Source organism: Anaerospora hongkongensis, assembly GCF_004339805.1.
Classification (GTDB): domain Bacteria; phylum Bacillota; class Negativicutes; order Sporomusales; family DSM-15969; genus Anaerospora; species Anaerospora hongkongensis.
Genome location: NZ_SLUI01000012.1, coordinates 42585 through 61522 on the forward strand (window position 1 = coordinate 42585; position 18938 = coordinate 61522).

At 47.1% G+C, this 18938-nt stretch carries 16 protein-coding genes; 12 read left to right on the top strand and 4 right to left on the bottom strand.

The features are described from left to right. Positions 1 to 90 precede the first annotated feature (90 nt). The gene (gene nifJ, locus EV210_RS16605; RefSeq protein ID WP_132082484.1) at positions 91 to 3633 is read left to right on the top strand and encodes a pyruvate:ferredoxin (flavodoxin) oxidoreductase; all 3543 of its coding nucleotides are present in this window, start codon (positions 91 to 93) and stop codon (positions 3631 to 3633) included. A 141-nt stretch (positions 3634 to 3774) separates the two neighbouring features. Here the strand turns inward: nifJ and EV210_RS16610 are convergent, their stop codons facing one another. Next, a complete protein-coding gene (locus EV210_RS16610; RefSeq protein WP_132082485.1) occupies positions 3775 to 5082 on the bottom strand; it encodes a CitMHS family transporter in 1308 nt (435 codons plus the stop codon). Between the two features lie 455 nt (positions 5083 to 5537). Here EV210_RS16610 and citD point away from each other — a divergent pair, with 455 nt between their 5' ends. The 5 genes from citD to EV210_RS16635 are packed head-to-tail and all read left to right on the top strand — an operon-like array spanning position 5538 to position 10366. Continuing rightward, on the top strand, positions 5538 to 5822 hold the full coding sequence (citD, locus tag EV210_RS16615) for a citrate lyase acyl carrier protein (protein ID WP_132082486.1): 285 nt from the start codon (positions 5538 to 5540) through the stop codon (positions 5820 to 5822). After that, on the top strand, positions 5823 to 6692 hold the full coding sequence (locus tag EV210_RS16620) for an aldolase/citrate lyase family protein (RefSeq protein ID WP_132082487.1): 870 nt from the start codon (positions 5823 to 5825) through the stop codon (positions 6690 to 6692). A gap of 18 nt (positions 6693 to 6710) precedes the next feature. Further along, positions 6711 to 8249, top strand: coding sequence for a citrate lyase subunit alpha (citF, locus tag EV210_RS16625; protein WP_132082488.1), 1539 nt, complete (start codon positions 6711 to 6713; stop codon positions 8247 to 8249). 15 nt (positions 8250 to 8264) lie between these two features. Beyond that, positions 8265 to 9023: a response regulator gene (locus EV210_RS16630; protein WP_243650599.1), complete on the top strand. Its 759-nt coding sequence runs from the start codon at positions 8265 to 8267 to the stop codon at positions 9021 to 9023. Next, the gene (locus EV210_RS16635) at positions 9020 to 10366 is read left to right on the top strand and encodes a pyruvate carboxylase subunit B (protein WP_132082489.1); all 1347 of its coding nucleotides are present in this window, start codon (positions 9020 to 9022) and stop codon (positions 10364 to 10366) included. Before EV210_RS16630 ends, EV210_RS16635 begins: the two co-directional genes overlap by 4 nt. Positions 10367 to 10455: 89 nt before the next feature. On the opposite strand, the gene EV210_RS16640 is transcribed toward EV210_RS16635, so the two are convergent. Continuing rightward, entirely contained in the window at positions 10456 to 11808 is a 1353-nt protein-coding gene (locus EV210_RS16640) for a PLP-dependent cysteine synthase family protein (protein ID WP_132082490.1), read from the bottom strand. A gap of 112 nt (positions 11809 to 11920) precedes the next feature. Beyond that, positions 11921 to 13162, bottom strand: coding sequence for a threonine synthase (gene thrC / locus EV210_RS16645; RefSeq protein ID WP_132082491.1), 1242 nt, complete (start codon positions 13160 to 13162; stop codon positions 11921 to 11923). 224 nt (positions 13163 to 13386) lie between these two features. Here thrC and EV210_RS16650 point away from each other — a divergent pair, with 224 nt between their 5' ends. Beyond that, the gene (locus tag EV210_RS16650; protein ID WP_243650600.1) at positions 13387 to 14166 is read left to right on the top strand and encodes a transposase; all 780 of its coding nucleotides are present in this window, start codon (positions 13387 to 13389) and stop codon (positions 14164 to 14166) included. 181 nt (positions 14167 to 14347) lie between these two features. Further along, on the top strand, positions 14348 to 15739 hold the full coding sequence (locus EV210_RS16655) for an S-layer homology domain-containing protein (protein WP_132082492.1): 1392 nt from the start codon (positions 14348 to 14350) through the stop codon (positions 15737 to 15739). A gap of 48 nt (positions 15740 to 15787) precedes the next feature. On the opposite strand, the gene EV210_RS16660 is transcribed toward EV210_RS16655, so the two are convergent. Then, positions 15788 to 15988: a hypothetical protein gene (locus tag EV210_RS16660; RefSeq protein WP_132082493.1), complete on the bottom strand. Its 201-nt coding sequence runs from the start codon at positions 15986 to 15988 to the stop codon at positions 15788 to 15790. A gap of 134 nt (positions 15989 to 16122) precedes the next feature. Between EV210_RS16660 and kapD the strand changes: the two genes are divergently transcribed. The 4 genes from kapD (at position 16123) to EV210_RS16680 (ending at position 18903) form a co-directional block, all read left to right on the top strand. Further along, positions 16123 to 16698 carry a 3'-5' exonuclease KapD gene (kapD, locus tag EV210_RS16665; protein ID WP_132082494.1) on the top strand — a complete coding sequence of 192 codons (576 nt, stop codon included), beginning with the start codon at positions 16123 to 16125 and terminating at the stop codon, positions 16696 to 16698. A gap of 109 nt (positions 16699 to 16807) precedes the next feature. Beyond that, complete coding sequence (locus tag EV210_RS16670) at positions 16808 to 17266, top strand: glycoside hydrolase family 73 protein (RefSeq protein WP_132082495.1); 459 nt, start codon at positions 16808 to 16810, stop codon at positions 17264 to 17266. Positions 17267 to 17582: 316 nt separating this feature from the next. Beyond that, a complete protein-coding gene (locus tag EV210_RS16675) occupies positions 17583 to 18281 on the top strand; it encodes a TerC family protein (RefSeq protein WP_132082496.1) in 699 nt (232 codons plus the stop codon). 112 nt (positions 18282 to 18393) lie between these two features. Then, positions 18394 to 18903: a DcrB/PsbP domain-containing protein gene (locus tag EV210_RS16680; protein WP_132082497.1), complete on the top strand. Its 510-nt coding sequence runs from the start codon at positions 18394 to 18396 to the stop codon at positions 18901 to 18903. Positions 18904 to 18938 lie beyond the last annotated feature (35 nt).

An 18938-nucleotide genomic window follows, 5' to 3' on the forward strand; every position in this document is an offset into this window, starting at 1 on the left:
TTTAACTGCATTTTTTGTGGTAACTGTTTTGCGGTTACTGCTTGAAGTGTTTAAGCAACTAAATTGAAGTAAAAAAGGAAGGTGTACCTGATGAGAAAAATGAAGACAATGGATGGAAACACTGCAGCAGCTCATATTTCTTATGCATTTACCGAAGTTGCAGCAATTTACCCCATTACTCCTTCGTCTCCCATGGCAGAACACGTTGACGAGTGGGTTGCGCAGGGCCGGAAGAATATTTTCGGTCAACCGGTAAAAGTCGTTGAAATGCAGTCCGAGGCCGGTGCCGCAGGCGCTTTACATGGCTCGCTGCAGGCTGGTGCATTAACAACTACCTATACTGCATCACAAGGTCTTTTGCTCATGATTCCTAACATGTACAAAGTTGCCGGTGAACTGCTGCCGGGCGTGTTCCACGTAAGTGCCCGGGCATTAGCTGCTAATTCACTGAATATTTTTGGCGATCATCAGGACGTCATGGCTGCACGGCAAACCGGCTTTGCGCTGCTGGCTGAAAGCAGCGTGCAGCAGGTTATGGACCTCAGCGCTGTTGCCCATTTGGCCGCTATTAAAAGCCGAGTCCCTTTCCTGAGCTTCTTTGATGGTTTTAGAACGTCACATGAAGTACAAAAGATCGAAGTGCTCGAATATGATGAGCTGGGTAAATTAGTTGACCAGGATGCACTGAATGCTTTCAGACGGAGAGCTTTAAATCCTGATCATCCGGTTGTACGCGGCACTGCCCAGAATCCGGACATTTACTTCCAGGAAAGAGAAATTTCCAACAGCTATTATGAAGCAATTCCTGAAATTGTAGAAGGATATATGGCTGAAATCAGCAAAATGACCGGACGGGAATACCATTTGTTTAACTATTATGGAGCTGAAGATGCCGACCGCATTATCGTTGCTATGGGCTCTGTATGCGAAGCTATTGAGGAAACGGTTGATTATCTGAACAGCAAAGGCGAAAAGGTCGGCCTGTTAACTGTTCATCTGTATCGTCCCTTCTCGCTGGAACATTTCTTTAAGTACATTCCAAAAACAGTGAAAAAGATTGCTGTTCTTGACCGTACGAAAGAGCCGGGTTCTATTGGCGAACCATTGTATCTCGATGTACAAAGCGCTTTTTATGGCAAGGAATGGCAGCCTGTAATCGTTGGCGGCCGTTATGGTCTGGGCTCGAAAGACGTAATTCCGTCGCACATTGTACCTGTTTTCGACAACCTTAAGCTGGACAAACCGAAAAATCGCTTCACAATCAGCATTGTTGACGATGTGACCTTCACTTCGCTGCCTGCTGGTCAGGATATTGATACCTCCACACCGGGAACAACTGCCTGTAAGTTCTGGGGCTTGGGTTCGGACGGTACTGTCGGTGCGAACAAAAGTGCCATTAAAATTATCGGTGACTATACCGATATGTATGCGCAGGCCTATTTTGCCTACGACTCGAAGAAATCGGGCGGTATTACCGTATCCCACCTTCGCTTTGGCAAACAGCCCATCCGCTCGCCGTATCTCATTAACAAGGCCGATTTCGTAGCCTGTCACAACCAGTCGTACGTCAACAAATATGACGTGCTGCAAGGTTTGAAGCGAGGCGGTATATTCCTGCTGAACTGTATTTGGAATGAGCAGGAACTGGAAGATAAGCTGCCTGCTCAAATGAAACGGTATATTGCCGACAACAACATTCAATTTTATACGGTTGATGCCGTTAAAATTGCTCAGGAACTTGGCTTGGGCGGACGTATCAATATGATTATGCAGGCCGCTTTCTTCAAGCTGGCTAACATTATTCCTGTTGAAACCGCTGTGAAATATCTAAAACAAGCTGTTGAACAGTCTTATGGCAATAAAGGTCAAAAAATTGTTGATATGAATAATGCTGCGATCGATCAAGGGATCAGCGCCATTGTGAAAGTGAATGTTCCTGCTGCCTGGAGCAGTGTACAGGATGAAGCGGCCGCAGCTGCTGACGTTCCTGCCTTCATCAAAAACATTCTCATTCCGATGAACCGTCAAGAAGGAGACAGTTTGCCGGTCAGCGCTTTTGTTGGTATGGAAGACGGCACTTTCCCTGCAGGTACCGCTGCTTACGAAAAACGCGGTATTGCAATCGATGTTCCGGAATGGCAGATCGACAAGTGTATTCAGTGTAATCAATGCTCCTATGTCTGCCCGCATGCTACTATCAGACCGATACTGGTGAATGGGGAAGAAGCGCAGGCAGCTCCTGCCGGCTTCACGGTGAAACCAGCGATTGGTGCTAAAGATCTCAGCTTCCGTCTTGCTATTTCCCCGCTGGACTGCGCCGGCTGCGGAAACTGCGCTCAGGTTTGCCCTGCTAAGGAAAAAGCGTTGGTTATGAAACCACTGGAAAGCCAGCTTGAACAAGCTCCACTTTGGGACTATGCAATGCAGGTATCGCCAAAAGCTAACCCCGCTAATCCTTTAACCGTTAAAGGCAGCCAATTCGAACAGCCTCTGCTCGAGTTCTCCGGTGCCTGTGCCGGCTGCGGCGAAACTCCGTATGCCAAGCTGATTACGCAATTATTTGGTGACCGGATGATGATTGCCAATGCTACCGGCTGCTCTTCCATTTGGGGAGCCAGTGCTCCGGCAACTCCATATACAACCAATCATCGCGGACATGGACCATCGTGGGCAAATTCCCTGTTTGAAGATAATGCCGAATACGGATTGGGCATGTACCTTGGTGTTAAACAAGTGAGAACCCGGCTTGCTGCCGATATCGAAGCCGCTTTGCAGCTTCCTGTCAATGCCGATTTAAAAGCAGCGCTGCAAGCTTGGCTGGATAATAAGGACAATGGCAACAACACACGGGCAATCGCCGACAACATAATTGGGTTGCTTGAAGCGGAAGCCGCTGGCCATGCTTTGCTGCAATCAATCTATGAGAATAAAGACTTCCTCGTTAAACGTTCCCACTGGATCTTTGGTGGTGACGGCTGGGCTTATGATATTGGCTTCGGCGGTCTTGATCATGTACTTGCTTCAGGCGAAGATGTGAATGTATTCGTCTTTGATACGGAAGTATATTCCAACACAGGCGGACAGTCCTCCAAAGCTACTCCTGCAGCGGCTATTGCTAAGTTTGCCGCCAGCGGCAAGAGCACGAAGAAAAAAGATCTCGGCATGATGGCGATGAGCTATGGCTATGTATATGTAGCACAAATCTCTATGGGCGCCGACAAAAACCAAACGCTGAAAGCGATTGCTGAAGCAGAAGCATATCCAGGGCCTTCCCTCATTATTGCTTATGCACCTTGCATCAACCACGGCTTAAAAGTAGGTATGGGCAACAGCCAATTGGAAGCTAAAAAAGCTGTAGATTCCGGCTACTGGTCCATGTACCGCTTCAATCCTACGTTGAAAGAGGCTGGCAAGAATCCGTTTACACTGGATTCCAAAGAGCCTACTGCTGACTTCCGGGAATTCCTGATGGGCGAAGTTCGCTACTCCTCCCTGAAGAAACAGTTCCCTGAGCAGGCAGAGCAGCTTTTTGCCAAGACCGAAAAAGATGCTGCTGAAAGACGCGAATCTTATAAACGGCTGGCAAAGCAGTTTGATGAAGCTGCCGCACAAGTAAGCGCCACGAAAAACTAGATTGCAACAAAGAAGCAGCCGGCATATTGCCGGCTGCTTTTCTCTGAATAGAAGGTCTGGAATCGGGTAATAAAAAAGCCTGCAAAGCACTGTGATCAGTACTTTGCAGGCTCCTTGCTTAATTTTATAAGCACTATCGGCTTAGATGTGGATATAACCCAAGACAACAGCAGTGATTAACCAGAGAACGGAAATGCCGATAGCTGGAAGCAGGGCAAATTTCTGGAGATCACCGAATTCGACTTTGTTCAGACCTACCAGGAGATAGGTGGAAGGAACTAGCGGGCTCAGGAGATGTGCACCCTGGCCAATCAATGCGGCACGGCCCATTTCAGCGGCACTGACGCCATACGTGGCACCAGCTTTAGCCAGCACGGGCAGAACTCCGAAATAATAAGCATCATTTGTTAAGAAGAAAGTACCTGGCAAGCTGAGCAGGGCGGAAATAAAGGCCATATGAGGTCCCAGCTCAGGCGGAATGGCAGCAATCAGTGCTTTGGCCATTGCATCAACCATTTTACTGCCGGACATAACTCCCATGAAAATACCGGCAGCGAAAACCATGGCAACTACGGGCATTGCATTTGCGCCGTTGGCCACAATGCGCTCCTGCTGTTCTTTTAAGCTGCGATAGTTTATTAACAGGGCCAGACCAGTACCGATCATGAACAGGATTGCGAGTGGTAGAGCGCCGTACATTAGTGCCACCATCAATATGGTAGTTAACGCAAGATTTGCCCAGAACATTTGAGGGCGTTTCAGTTTTTCTACTTCCGGATCCTCAGCCATAGCGGCTTGTTCGGCATGGGCAGTATTATCCAGGTGGATGATTCCCAGTCGTTCTCTTTCTTTCAGACCCCAGCGGTAAGCGATGAAGCAAACCCAGAGAGTACCAACGACCATACCGGGAATAAGAGGAACGAAGACATCGCCGGCTTCAAGTCCTAGTGATGCCAGAACGCGACCGGTAGGGCCGCCCCAGGGGATAATATTCATCACACTATTTTGCATAACAGCAAGGGAGGGAAGGATCAACGGGTTGAGTCCGATACGCCTGTGAACGGCCAGCATAGCTGAACAGGTTACCATATAAGTGGTAGAGCCGTCACCGTCAAGGGAGATAATGGCGGCGAGAACAGCAGTGCCAACGGCAACTTTCACCGGGTCGCCGTGAACCATTTGCAAAATCTTTTTAATTAGTGGATCAAAAAGACCAGCGTCAATCATTACACCGAAAAATAAGATGGCAAAACAAATCATAATACCGGTAGGTGCCACTTGTTTAACACCGTCAAAGGCCCATTTGCCAAGCTGAGGCGCAAAGCCCAGGCTAAGCATGAATACAACAGGAACTAGCATTAGCGCGACCATAGCGGACATGCGCTTAGACATAATTAAATACATAAAGACAATGACCATCAAGAAACCCATTGAAGCCATTAAAGACATAAGTTTGTTACCTCCTGTTTAATTATCGGAATATTATGCTACTTCAAGCCAGTAGCCGGCCGATGCTTCCCTCCTTATCACCGTTTCTTTTTGGAAAGACACAAGATTGTAATAAAATCGGAAAATTACCGCTTGTGTAAAGAGTAGCACATCTAGATGAAAAAGCCGTTATTTTGATCATTTTGTTTATAAAATATTGTTGGTAAAAAGTGCTGCGGATAAGAATAGACTGCAGAAAATGCTGGTTCTAAAAGGGTTAAGGCCGGTTTTGCACGGTGAGGTTATGGTCATTATGAACAAATGCCGGCCTGAGAGTGGAGGCATGAATTTCAGGGTAAAATGAACGAAATGACCAAATAGTTTTCAATATGGCTGTACAATGGTACTCTCTAATTAACTGATTTTTTTGATTCGATAATGGCAAGGCCATTGTCTATTTGTATGGAGGTGTAATTATGGGGAATTTACTTCAACCGGGTCAGGCGGGAACAATCGAGTCTAATGACATTATTGTCACCGTAGCCCCGGCAGCAGCCGAAGACGGTATTGTCATTGAGCTTACCAGCCCTGTTATGAAACAGTATGGGAAACGGATACGGGAAGTGATAACAGAAACACTGCTGGAGGCAGGAGTGAAACATGCTTTCGTTCAGGCCAATGATAAAGGAGCGCTTGACTGTACGATTAGAGCCAGAGTGCAGACTGCTGTTGCCAGAGCGCTGCAAGAGGGAGGGAATTAAATGGAAAAACTGCGGAGAAGTATGATGTTTGTACCGGGGAATAATCCGGGCAAATTACAAAATGCAGGTGTTTATGGTGCCGATTCGGTGATTTTCTGTCTGGAAGACGCTGTTGCGATAACGGAAAAAGATGCGGCCCGCCACTTGGTATACAATGCGGTTAAATCGATCAAATACCCTTGTGAAGTTGCTATCCGGATTAATCACATTCAAACTCCCTTCGGTAAGGACGATCTCAAGGTAGTGCTGCCGGCCAAACCGGATTTGATTCGCCTTCCGAAAGCCGAATCGGCAGACGAAATAAAAATGGTTGATGAAATTATCAGCCAGGCTGAAGTCGACAATGGTTTTGAACCAGGGACAATTAAAATAGGTGCAGCTATTGAAACGGCCATCGGACTTCGCCGGGCCTATGAAATTGCTACTGCCAGCAACCGGATGACTTTTCTGGCTATTGGCGGCGAAGATTTTATTGCTGATTTAAAGACTACCCGCAGCAAGCACGGCAGAGAGTTATTTGTTCCCCGTTCGGAGCTCTTGCTGGCAGCACGTGCCGCCGGCATTCAGGCAATTGACAGCGTTTTTTCTGATGTGAATGACGAGGAAGGCTTTGTGGAAGAGGCCATGATGATTAAAGGGCTGGGTTTTGATGGAAAATCTGTTATCAATCCCCGTCAGGTTGGCCTTGTTCATCAAGTATTTGCGCCGACAGAAAAGGAAATAATCCAGGCCAAACGGATTCTGGCTGCCTATCAAGAGGCTCTAGAGAAAAAATCCGGCGTCATTGCACTGGACGGCAAAATGATTGACGGGCCGATTGTTACCAGAGCTGAGAGAGTGCTGGCTTATGCCGCCGCTCTGAAACGATAGAATGGAGGAGGTCACTTTATGATAAACAAAGCTGGGCGAGTGATTCCAGATACAATAACAGGCATAACTAAGGTGAAGCCTTATGCCGGTCCTTTTGCTTACGTGCCGGAAGGCCGTCTCGTAGGCCCCAAAATCCGGGCAAGCCGGCCGAGAACGGAAAAATTGCTGAAATCGATTGATCAGGCAATCGATGCAACAGGCTTGAAAGACGGCATGACAATATCATTTCATCATCACTTCCGCAATGGTGACTATGTGCTGAATCTGGTAGTTGAGGCAATTGCCCGTAAAGGCATTCGTGGCCTGACGCTGGCTCCCAGTTCGCTTAATGATGTAAATGATCAAATTATTCCGTTTATTGAGCAGGGCGTAATCCGGGCGATCGAAACCAGCGGCGGCCGGGGCAAGCTGGGGAAACTGATGACATCAGGAAAACTGGACAAGCCGGTTATTATCCGTTCTCATGGTGGCCGGGCCAGAGCGATAGAGTGCGGCGATCTGCATATTGATGTGGCCTTTTTGGGGGCGCCTTGTTGTGACACCCATGGGAATATAAACGGTATTGAAGGCAAATCGGCCTGCGGCTCCATGGGATATGCCATGGTAGATGCCGCTTATGCCGATAAGGTTGTGGCCCTGACGGACAACCTTGTTGCACAGCCGCTTCACAGAATTAGTATACCGCAAACCCATGTAGACTTTATTGTTGAGCTGGAAAGTATCGGCGACCCTAAAGGTATTGCATCGGGAGCGCTGCGGATCAGCCGTGATCCGAGAGAACTGTTGATTGCCGAATATGCTACAGGCGTTATTGAATACTCAGGCTATTTTAAAGATGGCTATTCCCTGCAGCTGGGCAGCGGCGGAGCTTCCCTGGCAGCTGCTAAATTTATTAAAGAAAAAATGCTTGCCCATAAAATTACGGCAAGTTTTGGGGTAGGCGGTGTGACAGCGCCTTTTATTGATATGCTGGATCAGGGATTAATCCAAACAATTTTTGACACGCAGGACTTTGATATTCCCTCTATTGAGTCTATCAAAAACAATCCCCGCCACCAGGAGATGTCCGCCTCTTTTTATGCGAATCCCCACAATGGCGGAGCGATTGTAAATAATCTGGATGTAGTTATTCTAAGTGCAACTGAAGTAGACGTCGATTTTAACGTTAATGTTATCACCGACTCAAACGGTACGATCATGGGAGCTTCCGGCGGTCACTGCGATACCGCTGCCGGAGCAAATCTGGCTATTGTCGTAGCACCACTGATGAGAGGCCGTCTGCCGATGGTACTTGACCGGGTAAATACGATAGTTACTCCAGGCGAAACGGTTGATGTCATTGTAACAGAGCGTGGTGTTGCGGTTAATCCGCTGCGTAAGGACTTGATTGCCAATCTTCAGCAATCTGGTCTGCCGCTCATGTCGATACAGGACTTGAAAAAAATTGCTTACGATTTGGCAGGTACACCCGAGCCAATTGAGCTTAGTGATGAAGTCGTCGGCGTAGTTGAGTACCGTGACGGGACAATTATTGACGTCATCCGCAGACCGCTGTAACGGCGGAAGATAAAGATGACAGGCATGGATGATATTCGCGTATTAATCGTAGAAGATGATCCCATGGTTGCCGAAATTAATCGGAGGTATACGGAGGCAGTAAAAGGATTTGCCGTTGTAAAAATAGTGCGCAGAGGCGATGAGGCGCTGGAACAGTTAGCCAGAATTCGGCCTGACCTGATTATTTTAGATAATTATCTGCCGGAGAAAAGCGGAATTGAAATATTAACGGCACTTCGCCGTGAAGAATGGCCGATTGATGTTATTATGATTACTGCGGCTGACGATGCTCAAACTGTGACGAAAGCTTTCCGGCAGGGGATTATTGCCTACATTACCAAGCCATTTACCTTTGAGCGATATCGGTCTGTACTGGAGGCGTACCGGGATTTCCGCTTACAAACAGGCAAGAAAAAACGGCTCGGCCAAATGGAGATCGATTCGCTGGCAGCCAGAGGGAGCGGCAGAATGCATGTAGGACTCAGCAAGATGCCTAAGAACTATAACTGCCAGACAAGGGATCTGATTATTAATTTCTTAGTAGGTCAGCAAGCGGCGCAATCGGCCGAGGAAATTGCCATAAAAGCGGGCCTGTCCAGAGTTACGGCCCGCCGTTATCTGGAGTACCTGGTTGAACAGGGACAAGTACGGCGCACACTTGATTATTTGGCAGTGGGGCGGCCCGTACACCGCTTCCATATGCAAAAATCGTATACGGGAGCAGTCAAATCCCGGTTAATGGCAATAGCGGAAAGAGGAGAGGAAAGCCTATGAATAATAAGCCGGTCAAAATTGTAGAAACTGTATTGCGCGATGGTCATCAGTCACTCGCGGCAACGCGGATGAGAATAACCGATATGATTCCCGTTCTGGAACAATTGGATGAGGCAGGTTATCATGCTCTTGAGGCATGGGGCGGAGCTACCTTTGACAGCTGTCTCCGGTTTATCAATGAAGATCCCTGGGAAAGGCTGAGGACTTTAAAAAAGCACCTCAAAAAAACACCGATTCAGATGCTGCTCCGGGGCCAGAATGTACTTGGCTATAATCATTATGCCGATGATGTAGTAACAGAGTTTGTGAACCGCTCTGTTGATAATGGCGTCGGTGTAATCCGCATCTTTGATGCCTTAAATGACGTCCGCAACTTGGAAGTGGCTATGAAAGCAGCTAAAGCCGCCGGTGCCCATGTACAGGGAGCTTTTGTATACACGATAAGCCCCTATCATCAGCAGGAAAACTTTCTGCAAGTTGCAAAAGAACTTGTTCAGCTTGGCGCGGATTCAATCTGCATTAAGGATATGTCAGGCCTATTAGCCCCCTATACGGCTTATGATCTGGTAAAGGCACTAAAAGCAGATATTCAGGTACCCATTGAGCTGCATACTCACTACACCAGCGGTATGGCCTCCATGACATACCTGAAGGCCATTGAAGCCGGGGTTGATATTGTCGATTGCGCGTTATCTCCTTTTGCGATGGGAACGGCCCAGCCGGCAACAGAAGCAATTGTTGCCGCATTGGAAGGAACGGAATGGGAAACGGGAATTAAGAAAGAACAGCTGTATCCCATTGCCGATCATTTCCGGAGCGTTAAGAAAGAACTGGCCGAAACCTTTAAGTTAAATACGGCAATTGACATTGATACAAAAGTTCTTACTTTCCAGATTCCGGGTGGAATGCTCTCTAACCTGCTCAATCAAATGAAGGAGCAGGGAATGGCTGACCGTTATCCTGAATTGCTGGAAGAAATGCCGCGAGTACGGGCTGATCTGGGATATCCGCCCTTGGTTACTCCTACCAGTCAGATTACCGGCTCAATGGCAGCATTTAATGTCATGCTGGGACGCTATAAAGTAGTGCCCCGTGAGATTAAAGATATTGTCCGCGGCAAATATGGCCGTACACCGGCGCCGATTGATCCTGAGTTCCGCCAATTAATCGTCGGTGATGAGCCAATTATTACGCACCGTCCTGCTGACGACATTGCTCCTCAGCTCGTTAACCTGCGCAAGGAGCTCGCAGAACAAGGCTATCCAAATGCTTCTATGGAAGATGTGTTGTCCTACGCGCTTTTCCCGGAGGTAGCCCTGCAGTTCTTTAAAAACAACAGATAACCCATCCTGAGGACCGCATTTTTCCAGAAGGGCCGAAAGGAAATGAAGAGCCTAAAAAGGCCGCCACTATTAAGTGGCGGCCTTTTTCATTAGCGGAGGGCGGCAATTTTTTCGTTATAGCCTTTAATTTTTGCGTATTCGTTATCCCAGAACGATTGCTCGCGCATACTGTCCAGGTACTCTTTGGAATAACCGAATTTAAGCCAATCCTGCTCTTTCTGTTGGAAGAGCTGTTCTTTTTTATCGCTGCGGCGGAAGTCAAAAACCTGATCGTCCTGGGCACCGATAAAAATATCTTTGGCCCAGCGGTCCAGAACAAACGGCGCCATTTCCAAGTAACGGTGTTCCATTTCGGCTAAGACGGAGTTATAACGATCAAAGCCGTCGGTAGCAACCGTTACGACATTATCGCCAGGTCCAAGTTTGAGGTATTTGGCCATTTTAATCGCGCCGATTACGTTGCACAGGCCGGAAGGGCCAAAGGAGGTTTGCAGCGTTTGGGCTAATTCACGGTCGACGCCCATGCCGACAAGGGTTTCCAGGCCGTCATGAAATATCTTCAGGCCTTGAATCGTTTCTTCATCTTTGATTAAGATAACAAAATCGGTAGTTAGGAGATTATGAATCAGCGTACACATTTTGTCGCCAATGCCTTCGATGCGATGCTGACCGCGGCCGCCATTCGCAAGCGTTGAGCATTCGTATGGCTCCAGGGCGGCAATCTTGGCTTCCGGGAATGCGTATTTAATCTGATCGGCAGCAGCAATAGTGCCGGCTGAGCCCGGTGCCGAAACAAAGCCTGCAATGCGTCCGTTGCCTACCCCCTCTACAGCGGCAATCGCACTTCCTCCGGTAACATGCCGGTGAAAACGATAATTGGATAGCAGTTCAAATTGAGCCAGTGCCTTATTCTGGGGATTCTTCATTAAGCTATGGGTACGTTCCAGCGTGAGTATAACATCCGATTCCGAGCCCGGCGTTAAATCAAGCTCACCGCCATATTTTTTGATGCGTTCATAACGCTCCTTGCTCATGTTGTCAGGCATGATAATAACAGCTTTTAGGCCTAGCAGTTTTGAAATATAGGCAGTACCAATGCCGAAATTGCCTGTCGATGGACCAAGAATAGTATGATCGGGTGTTATTTCGCCATCTACGATCCCTTCGATCAGCGTTGCATAAGCGGGGCCAACCTTATGGGAACCGGAAGGGAATCCAGTGCCCAGCATTACGACAACATTGGCGTCTATGCCGGTAAGGGCAGGCGGAAGGACGACTTTGCGTACGTTATTTGTACGGTCTTTCCACGTAATATTAAAAAGGTTAATGGGGTCTAGTTCATTATCCTGCAGTGCTGTAACTGCCTTGGAACGCACTTCGGGAGCAATTAATTCGGGTGACAGCATTTCATCATAGGTTGGCCCAAACGGAATTTTCGGCATTTGTTCTCCCCCTAATGTCTTGCTTGAAGCAAGCTGTTTTTTTCTATAATTAGCGAGTCGGAAATGGTTATCCTGCCGGTGGCAGTTCGGCAAGAAAAGTTTTCCGCAAAGATTATTGGACTATCGCTTTTACCGCGTTGAGGGACGGCGGGATTACAACCGGAGCGCCTGCTGCTTTTACGGCGCTCTTAATGTCTTTAAGGCCATTGCCTGTTACCAAGATTGCAACCGATTCCTGTTTATCGATGATTCCGCTGTGTACGGCACGCTGGACTCCGGCAGCAGCAGCCACTCCTGCCGGCTCACCGAAGACCGCTGCCTTGCGGGCCAGCAGCTTCATAGCAGCCAGTATTTCTTCATCCGTTACCGCTATGTATGCTCCTGCTGATTGTGTGATGGCTTGCAGGCCTTTAGTGAAGTTGCGGGGGTGGCCGACGGCAATAGAATCGGCCAGCGTCCGTGCCTCACAAGGCGTGAGCGGGGCATTGTTTTTCCAGGCGGTCACAAATGGCTGACAGCCCTCAGCCTGGACACCTAATATTTTAGGTACTTTAGTGATAAAGCCCAAATGGACCATTTCCCACAAGCCTTTATAGACACCACCCACAGTGCAGCCATCACCTACCGAGACGGCAATCCAGTCAGGCATGTCTTTGCCTAAGGCCAGAATTTGCTCTACCAGCTCGAGAGATACCGTTTTCTTACCTTCAATCAGATTAGGATTGACAGCACAGTTGCGATTGTACCAGCCGAATTCTGCACTGGCTTCCATGCATAGTTCCCAGGCCTGGTCATAGGTGCCGTCAACGGCGAATACCTGGGCGCCGTAAATTAAAAGCTGAGCAATTTTTGCCTCTGGCGCCGTTTTCGGGACAAAAATTGTTGCAGGCAGTTGGGCGGCAGCAGCAAAGCCAGCTAGCGAGGAAGCCGCATTACCAGTAGAGGCGCAGGTAATGCGTGCCGCTTTTTTCTCCAGCGCTTTAATGACACCAAGGGAGCTGGCGCGGTCTTTGAAGGAGGCGGTAGGGTTCCGGCCCTCATCCTTCACGTAACAGGTTTTAACCCCTAGCTCGGCAGCCAGCAACGGAGCCTGATATAACGGAGTCCAGCCAACTTGTAAATGAGGAATAGTGGCAGCATCCTGAACTGGCAGCAGCGGCAGGTAACGCCACATGGAATATACACGGCACTCCTTCTGCGATACCGGGTTAAATAGCTTACTAATACGATCATAATCATAAACGACATTGAGGATTCCATCGTTATAACCACAGGAAGGGCAATATAGCGCATCGACAGAGGGGTCATACTCTTTTCCGCAGTGAACACATTGGAGGCTTTTGACTAAATCCATCTGGTCACCCTCGCTTTATTGATTAATCATTATAGCTAAAGCATATCAAAACATGTACGTATCGACAAGGTTTTTGTTTGCTGTCAAAAAACGCAGTTGTTAAGCTTAAATGATTTAAATTGTTTTTTTAGATTGTAAAATTTCGGGCAAAAATAAAGATAAGAAAGTTTTTTCGGAAAAAGTATGATTCACTTTGTTTTAATAACAATGCTTAGAAAGAAGTGATGACGGTGCCGAGATGTCCCAGAGAAAAAGCCAGGAGTGGAATTTATCATGTCCTAACGGGAGGAATCAACCGGCAGGATATCTTTCACTGCGAACAAGACTACGGGAGATTTCTGGATATTATCAAAAGGGTGCAGGCGCAGCAGCCTTTTCGGCTATATGCATACTGCCTGATGCGAAACCATGTCCACTTATTGCTGCAGGAGCAGGATGAGAGTATTGCTGCAACAATGAAACGGATTGGAGTCAGTTATGCAGGCTGGTATAATGCACAGTATGACAGAACAGGGCCGGTTTTTCAGGACCGGTTTAAAAGCGAGGCAGTTGAAGACAATGCCTATTTGTTGACTGTCCTGTGTTATATCCATAATCACCCGGTTGAGGCACAGCTTGTTATAAAGCCTCAAGAATATAGCTGGAGCAGTTGTAAGGAGTACTATAGGAAACGTTCAGCTATTGACGTCCTAACCGATACGGCATATATTTTGAATATGTTTTCCCAAGAGCAAGAAATTGCTCAAACTATGCTGCGGGAATTTACGTGCCGTCAGGGATTTCAACGGGTGCTGGATATTGACAGGCAGGAACGAAAAAGCGATGATGAGCTGAGGGCTTATCTGGAGCACCTGCTGGCAGGTCAGAGCATTTTGTGCCTGAGTACGATGAAGCGAGGAGAGCGCAATAGTTTCCTCCAGCAGGTGAAAAAAGTGCAAGGCGTAACTCAGCGGCAGATTGCCCGGGTTACGGGATTAAACGCTAATATAATCTTTAAGGCGTAACACTAGAGGCAGTAAGGGAAATTCCCTTACTGCCTCTCTGCGATTTCAGGAACCAAAATGAACAGAAAGATCGCAATGACCAAAATATATATTTTCGCAATATTGCCATTGTAGAATGAATTGAGAAAAATTTATTATTATTCATTTTTTTATTTATATTTTTAGGGAGGAATTATATATTATGAAAAGATCCTTATCTCTGGCACTTGCGGCTGCTTTTGTAGTTAGCGTCGGCAGTACATCTTTTGCCGCACCGGCAGCAAATTTTACGGATGTACCGGCAAAGCACTGGTCATATGATGCGGTTTCTTACCTGACTCAGGCAGGCATTATCGATGGTTATGGCGATAACACTTTCCAGGGTGATAAAACACTAACCCGCTATGAAATGGCCGAAATTGTCTATAAGGCGATGCAAAACCAGTCAAAAGCAAATATTGCTCAAAAGGCCTTGATTGATAAGCTCGGGGCCGAATATGCCCTGGAAATGAATAAAATTGATAAGATTGATACCCGGCTAACCAAGGTTGAGCAAAACCAGTCCAACATTAAATTCTCCGGTTCGCTGCTGGTGCAGCAGAAGTGGAAGTCCATGGATAATGTTGCTACTAAAAAGGGTTCCAATACGGAACAATCCTGGTTTCGCATGAACGGTACCGCCAAAATCGATGAAAATACTACGATCGGCATGCGGCTTGTCAATATTGCTCCGACTAAGGATAATTTTAGAGCAGCCAATGCTATTGCCGCCGGCACGTATGGAAGTTCCAGCTCCAATACCTATGGTGCTGAAGTAGACCGTTTCTTTGCTACTACTAAACTTGGTGCGGTAAAGGCTACGCTTGGCCGCCAGGCCTTAGATCTAGATAAAGAAGATATCCTGGTAGACAGTGCTTTCTTTAGTTATGATGGAGCTAAGCTGGCCTGGAACTGGAACGGCTTGAATTTTGATGTTAAGCATGGCCGCTTTACCCGTGATGTACGGGGCTATGCTTTCGATGGACTGAGTGGTGATACTGCGTTAAAATATAACGATGATGGAACGGTAGACACATATGCAACTTATTCCTCGGCATTCTCCAATATCGATATTGAATCAATCAATATTTCCTCCAAAACCGGCAAGCTTAACTGGAATGTGGGAGCGGCCACTTTTAGAAACTGGAAACAAAATCAAAATCTGACGAAATACTATTACACTTATGCAGGCTGGCAGTTCACCAATAAATTCTCCATGGCTGCCGAATATGGCAAAAATCAGGAGGCAACTACAGGCGGTGCTTTCGGCACCGTGAAGGCGGTGTATGGTGCGCAGGCACTGCGTAAGAAAGGCGACCAGAACGTTACTGTCCAATACTGGGAGAACCAGAAAAATGCATTCTATACCGCCTACACTGCGATTGATACCGTAGATGAAGGAAATTCTAATGCTGCTAAAACACTGGACTTCAGTTACCGGTATGCTTTAAGCAAAAATATGACCGCTAAAATTCAGCATGCCACGATTACGGATAGAACAGATGACAAAAACAGCTACTCGTTCTGGAAGACACAGTTTATCTACAAGTTCTAGTATTTAATAAAGGGAAGCCGCGCAGGCTTCCCTTTATGGTTGCGGGTATTATTCTGTTTCTTCATAGTCGGCAGCTTCTGATCCCAGCGTTGCCAGCATCAGCTCCGCGTCGGAGATGCTTGAGAATGTGCCGCCAATCAGGCGTTTTGCTGGGGGGGAACCTGTTTGCTCGTGAGCTTCGGCAGGCTGCTCAAAACCGGCATTATGGTCGGACATAGAGGAAAATGAATTTTTGTCTGACTGCTCCATATCTTTCACCTCCTGTGCTTATTCTTTAGTTTTTTCATGATTGGTCCATCTCATCCGCAATTCGTACGGCAGGAAGTTGGAAGTTTACAGCTAATATATTCTAAAAAAGTGGTTAGAAAAGTGGAGGTCTCATAGTGCCGGCAGATTACAAGAATTATCTGGTTTTTGATTTTGAATTTACTACTCATGACAGTATGTGCGGTCGCCCGCGGGGGTTTTTTCAGGAAGTCATTGAGGTCGGTGCGGTCTTGTTGACCTTGCCTGAATACCAAAGCAGTTGGCGGTATCAGACCTTTGTCAGACCATTGTTCTTTCCCCGCTTGTCACCAGCTTGTAAGAATTTGACGATGATTAATCAGGAAGATATCGATGCGGGCATACCGTTCGGTGACATGCTGATAAAATTGGCTGAAGTGTATAAAGCCGGTGAAACCGGCTTAGTAGCCTGGGGAAATTCCGACCGGGAAGTGGTGGAGAACTGCTGTGCGAAATATAAGCTGCCCTGTCCCTTTAACTGGGCTGATTATATTGATCTGGCTGAGGAATATAAAGCGTTTTACCGGCATGAACGCCGGATCTCGTTAAAGCATGCTGTTGAGGAGCGCCAAATTGAACGTAAAGGCTTTTATCACCTTGCGCTGGATGATGCCGAAAATACGGCATTAATTGTGATGCGAATGCTTGAGGAGGGGTGGCTTCCTGGAAAATAGTTTGACCATCTTGCCGGGAGATTCATATTATATAGTAGGTTTAACGGGTTGAAGAAAAGCAACGCGATGAATGTACTGTTATAGAATCGATCAGCAAGGAGGTTAAACGATGGACCCGGATGAGTTTATTGCCTGGCTGGCTCCGGCGGCATGCTCGGTCTGCCCTGCTTACCGGCTGCCGGTAAGTGTATGTGTTGCACAGGCTGCGCTGGAGAGCGGCTGGGGAAAATATCGTATCGGCAACTACAATCTGTTTGGCCGTAAATACAATGGCAGCGGCTCCTATATTGAAGAAGTAACAGAAGAATACATCAATGGCGAATGGCTAACGGTAACAGCAAAATTTCAGGATTATACCAGCCTGGGAGAAGCGGTAGAGGACTGGTGTATTCTCATTACGCAAGAACCGGCTTATGCGCTCTGCCTGGATTTTCTCGATAATGTGGAGCAATTTGTTTACACCCTGGCGCCTGTATATGCCACAGATCCCAACTATGCAGATAAAATACTGGCAACTATTAATGCTAATAATCTTACTCAATATGATGGCAGGCAGCCTCCAAACTAAGCCGCTGTTTTACAGGGGGGAGAGGCGGGCCTGCAATACCGCGGTGGAGCAAGGGCGGCCAGCGCGGTATTTTGTTTACCTGGAATAAGACAGCGTAGTGAAAAAATAGTATATTAATGTAAATTGAGGGAATAAGTATACGTTTTGCAAATTGTATACATGAAATGAGGATACAAGAAGTCTTGCATTTTGGTGGTCAGTCTGCTAAACTTATATTTAGTACGTGGTACTAATAACGAGAGGACGGTGCCGTATCGGACGAAGCAAAAGGATCTTTCCTTTATAAATTTGCTAGTAGAAAAGGAAGTGCAGGAAAATGGAGTTCTTAATCGCACTATTTGGTATCATGATGGTGAACATCGTGCTAAGTGGTGATAATGCGGTGGTTATCGCAATGGCTAGCCGCTGTCTTCCGCCAAAGCAACAAAAGATGGCCATTTTGTGGGGTAGTGCCGGAGCGATAGGGCTGCGGGTTTTATTGACACTCGTAGCAGTAATGCTGTTACAGATCCCTTATCTTCAGTTTGCCGGCGGACTGTTGCTGGTCTGGATTGCCGCTAAGCTTTTAGTTGAAGAAAAGCATCAGGAAAGTGTGGAAGCCTCTGCTTCCTATTGGGCCGCAATTAAGACGATTATAATTGCCGACCTGGTTATGAGCCTCGATAATACACTGGCGATTGCCGCTATTGCCGATGGCAATTACTTGCTGCTAAGCGCCGGGTTAGCTCTCAGTATTCCGCTGATTGTTTTCGGCAGTAGTTTACTGATGAAAGTTATGGATAGATTTCCGATTGTCATTTATGCAGGCGCTGGGCTTATTGCCTGGACTGCCGGGGAAATGATGATCAGTGATGCTAAAATAGGGCCTGCTCTGGAGCATGCTTTGCCGGGCTGGCTGATACCTGCTTCTATTACGGTTGCTGTACTGGCGCTTGGCCTGTGGATTACGCATTATCGTGAAGTTAAGCGAGCCGAGAGCCGACAATCAAAAGTGAGCCAGTCCTTTAGCAAATAGGGTTACGAAGACTTGGATTAAAAACCAAGTCTTTTTATTTTTTTCGCAGGAATATGTGTTTATTTTATGTAATATTTACGGAAAGGGTTATCCGGGCTAAGGAGGGTATAGTATGGGCCGAGTTATCATACTGCTGCTGGTCATCCTGTTGGTGACGTCTGAGGATGCAGCGGCAAAAATATATCGCCAATACAGCCATAAGCTTGAATTTACCATACCTGAAAACTGGCAAAGCCTTGACCAGAACAACAGCGAGTTTCTTGTTTTTGTGAATGCCCCTGAACTGCAGAATGAAGTTCATGTGCTGACACTTTTTCATCAACAGCTGCCCCTTAAATTTACGTTGACTGATTATGTGGATAATACGGTGATGAACCAGTCTAAGCTGCTGTGGCAGTATCGCTTACTAGACAGACAGCTGGTGGAGCATGCCTTCGGGCCGTACTACCATTTGACATTTACCTGGAACTTATCCTGGGAGCAGCAATACTTCGTGCAGCAAATGCTGATCTGCCGCTATCCTGACGTATATGTTTTAACTGCTACTGCGCCAATCGGCAGGCGGGCGGAATACGAGCCAGCCTTTCGGCAGGTCTTTGACAGTTTTGCTTTTTTTAATTAGACGAAAAGTGTGCGGTTAGAGGAAAATTCTGGTTA

What these genes read in the sequence shown, in the direction of transcription:
- nifJ (WP_132082484.1), top strand. Translation starts at nt 91, where the DNA reads ATGAGAAAAATGAAGACAATGGATGGAAACACTGCAGCAGCTCATATT.
- EV210_RS16610 (WP_132082485.1), bottom strand. Translation starts at nt 5,082, where the DNA reads ATGTCTTTAATGGCTTCAATGGGTTTCTTGATGGTCATTGTCTTTATG.
- citD (WP_132082486.1), top strand. Translation starts at nt 5,538, where the DNA reads ATGGGGAATTTACTTCAACCGGGTCAGGCGGGAACAATCGAGTCTAAT.
- EV210_RS16620 (WP_132082487.1), top strand. Translation starts at nt 5,823, where the DNA reads ATGGAAAAACTGCGGAGAAGTATGATGTTTGTACCGGGGAATAATCCG.
- citF (WP_132082488.1), top strand. Translation starts at nt 6,711, where the DNA reads ATGATAAACAAAGCTGGGCGAGTGATTCCAGATACAATAACAGGCATA.
- EV210_RS16630 (WP_243650599.1), top strand. Translation starts at nt 8,265, where the DNA reads ATGACAGGCATGGATGATATTCGCGTATTAATCGTAGAAGATGATCCC.
- EV210_RS16635 (WP_132082489.1), top strand. Translation starts at nt 9,020, where the DNA reads ATGAATAATAAGCCGGTCAAAATTGTAGAAACTGTATTGCGCGATGGT.
- EV210_RS16640 (WP_132082490.1), bottom strand. Translation starts at nt 11,808, where the DNA reads ATGCCGAAAATTCCGTTTGGGCCAACCTATGATGAAATGCTGTCACCC.
- thrC (WP_132082491.1), bottom strand. Translation starts at nt 13,162, where the DNA reads ATGGATTTAGTCAAAAGCCTCCAATGTGTTCACTGCGGAAAAGAGTAT.
- EV210_RS16650 (WP_243650600.1), top strand. Translation starts at nt 13,387, where the DNA reads ATGACGGTGCCGAGATGTCCCAGAGAAAAAGCCAGGAGTGGAATTTAT.
- EV210_RS16655 (WP_132082492.1), top strand. Translation starts at nt 14,348, where the DNA reads ATGAAAAGATCCTTATCTCTGGCACTTGCGGCTGCTTTTGTAGTTAGC.
- EV210_RS16660 (WP_132082493.1), bottom strand. Translation starts at nt 15,988, where the DNA reads ATGGAGCAGTCAGACAAAAATTCATTTTCCTCTATGTCCGACCATAAT.
- EV210_RS16670 (WP_132082495.1), top strand. Translation starts at nt 16,808, where the DNA reads ATGGACCCGGATGAGTTTATTGCCTGGCTGGCTCCGGCGGCATGCTCG.
- EV210_RS16675 (WP_132082496.1), top strand. Translation starts at nt 17,583, where the DNA reads ATGGAGTTCTTAATCGCACTATTTGGTATCATGATGGTGAACATCGTG.
- EV210_RS16680 (WP_132082497.1), top strand. Translation starts at nt 18,394, where the DNA reads ATGGGCCGAGTTATCATACTGCTGCTGGTCATCCTGTTGGTGACGTCT.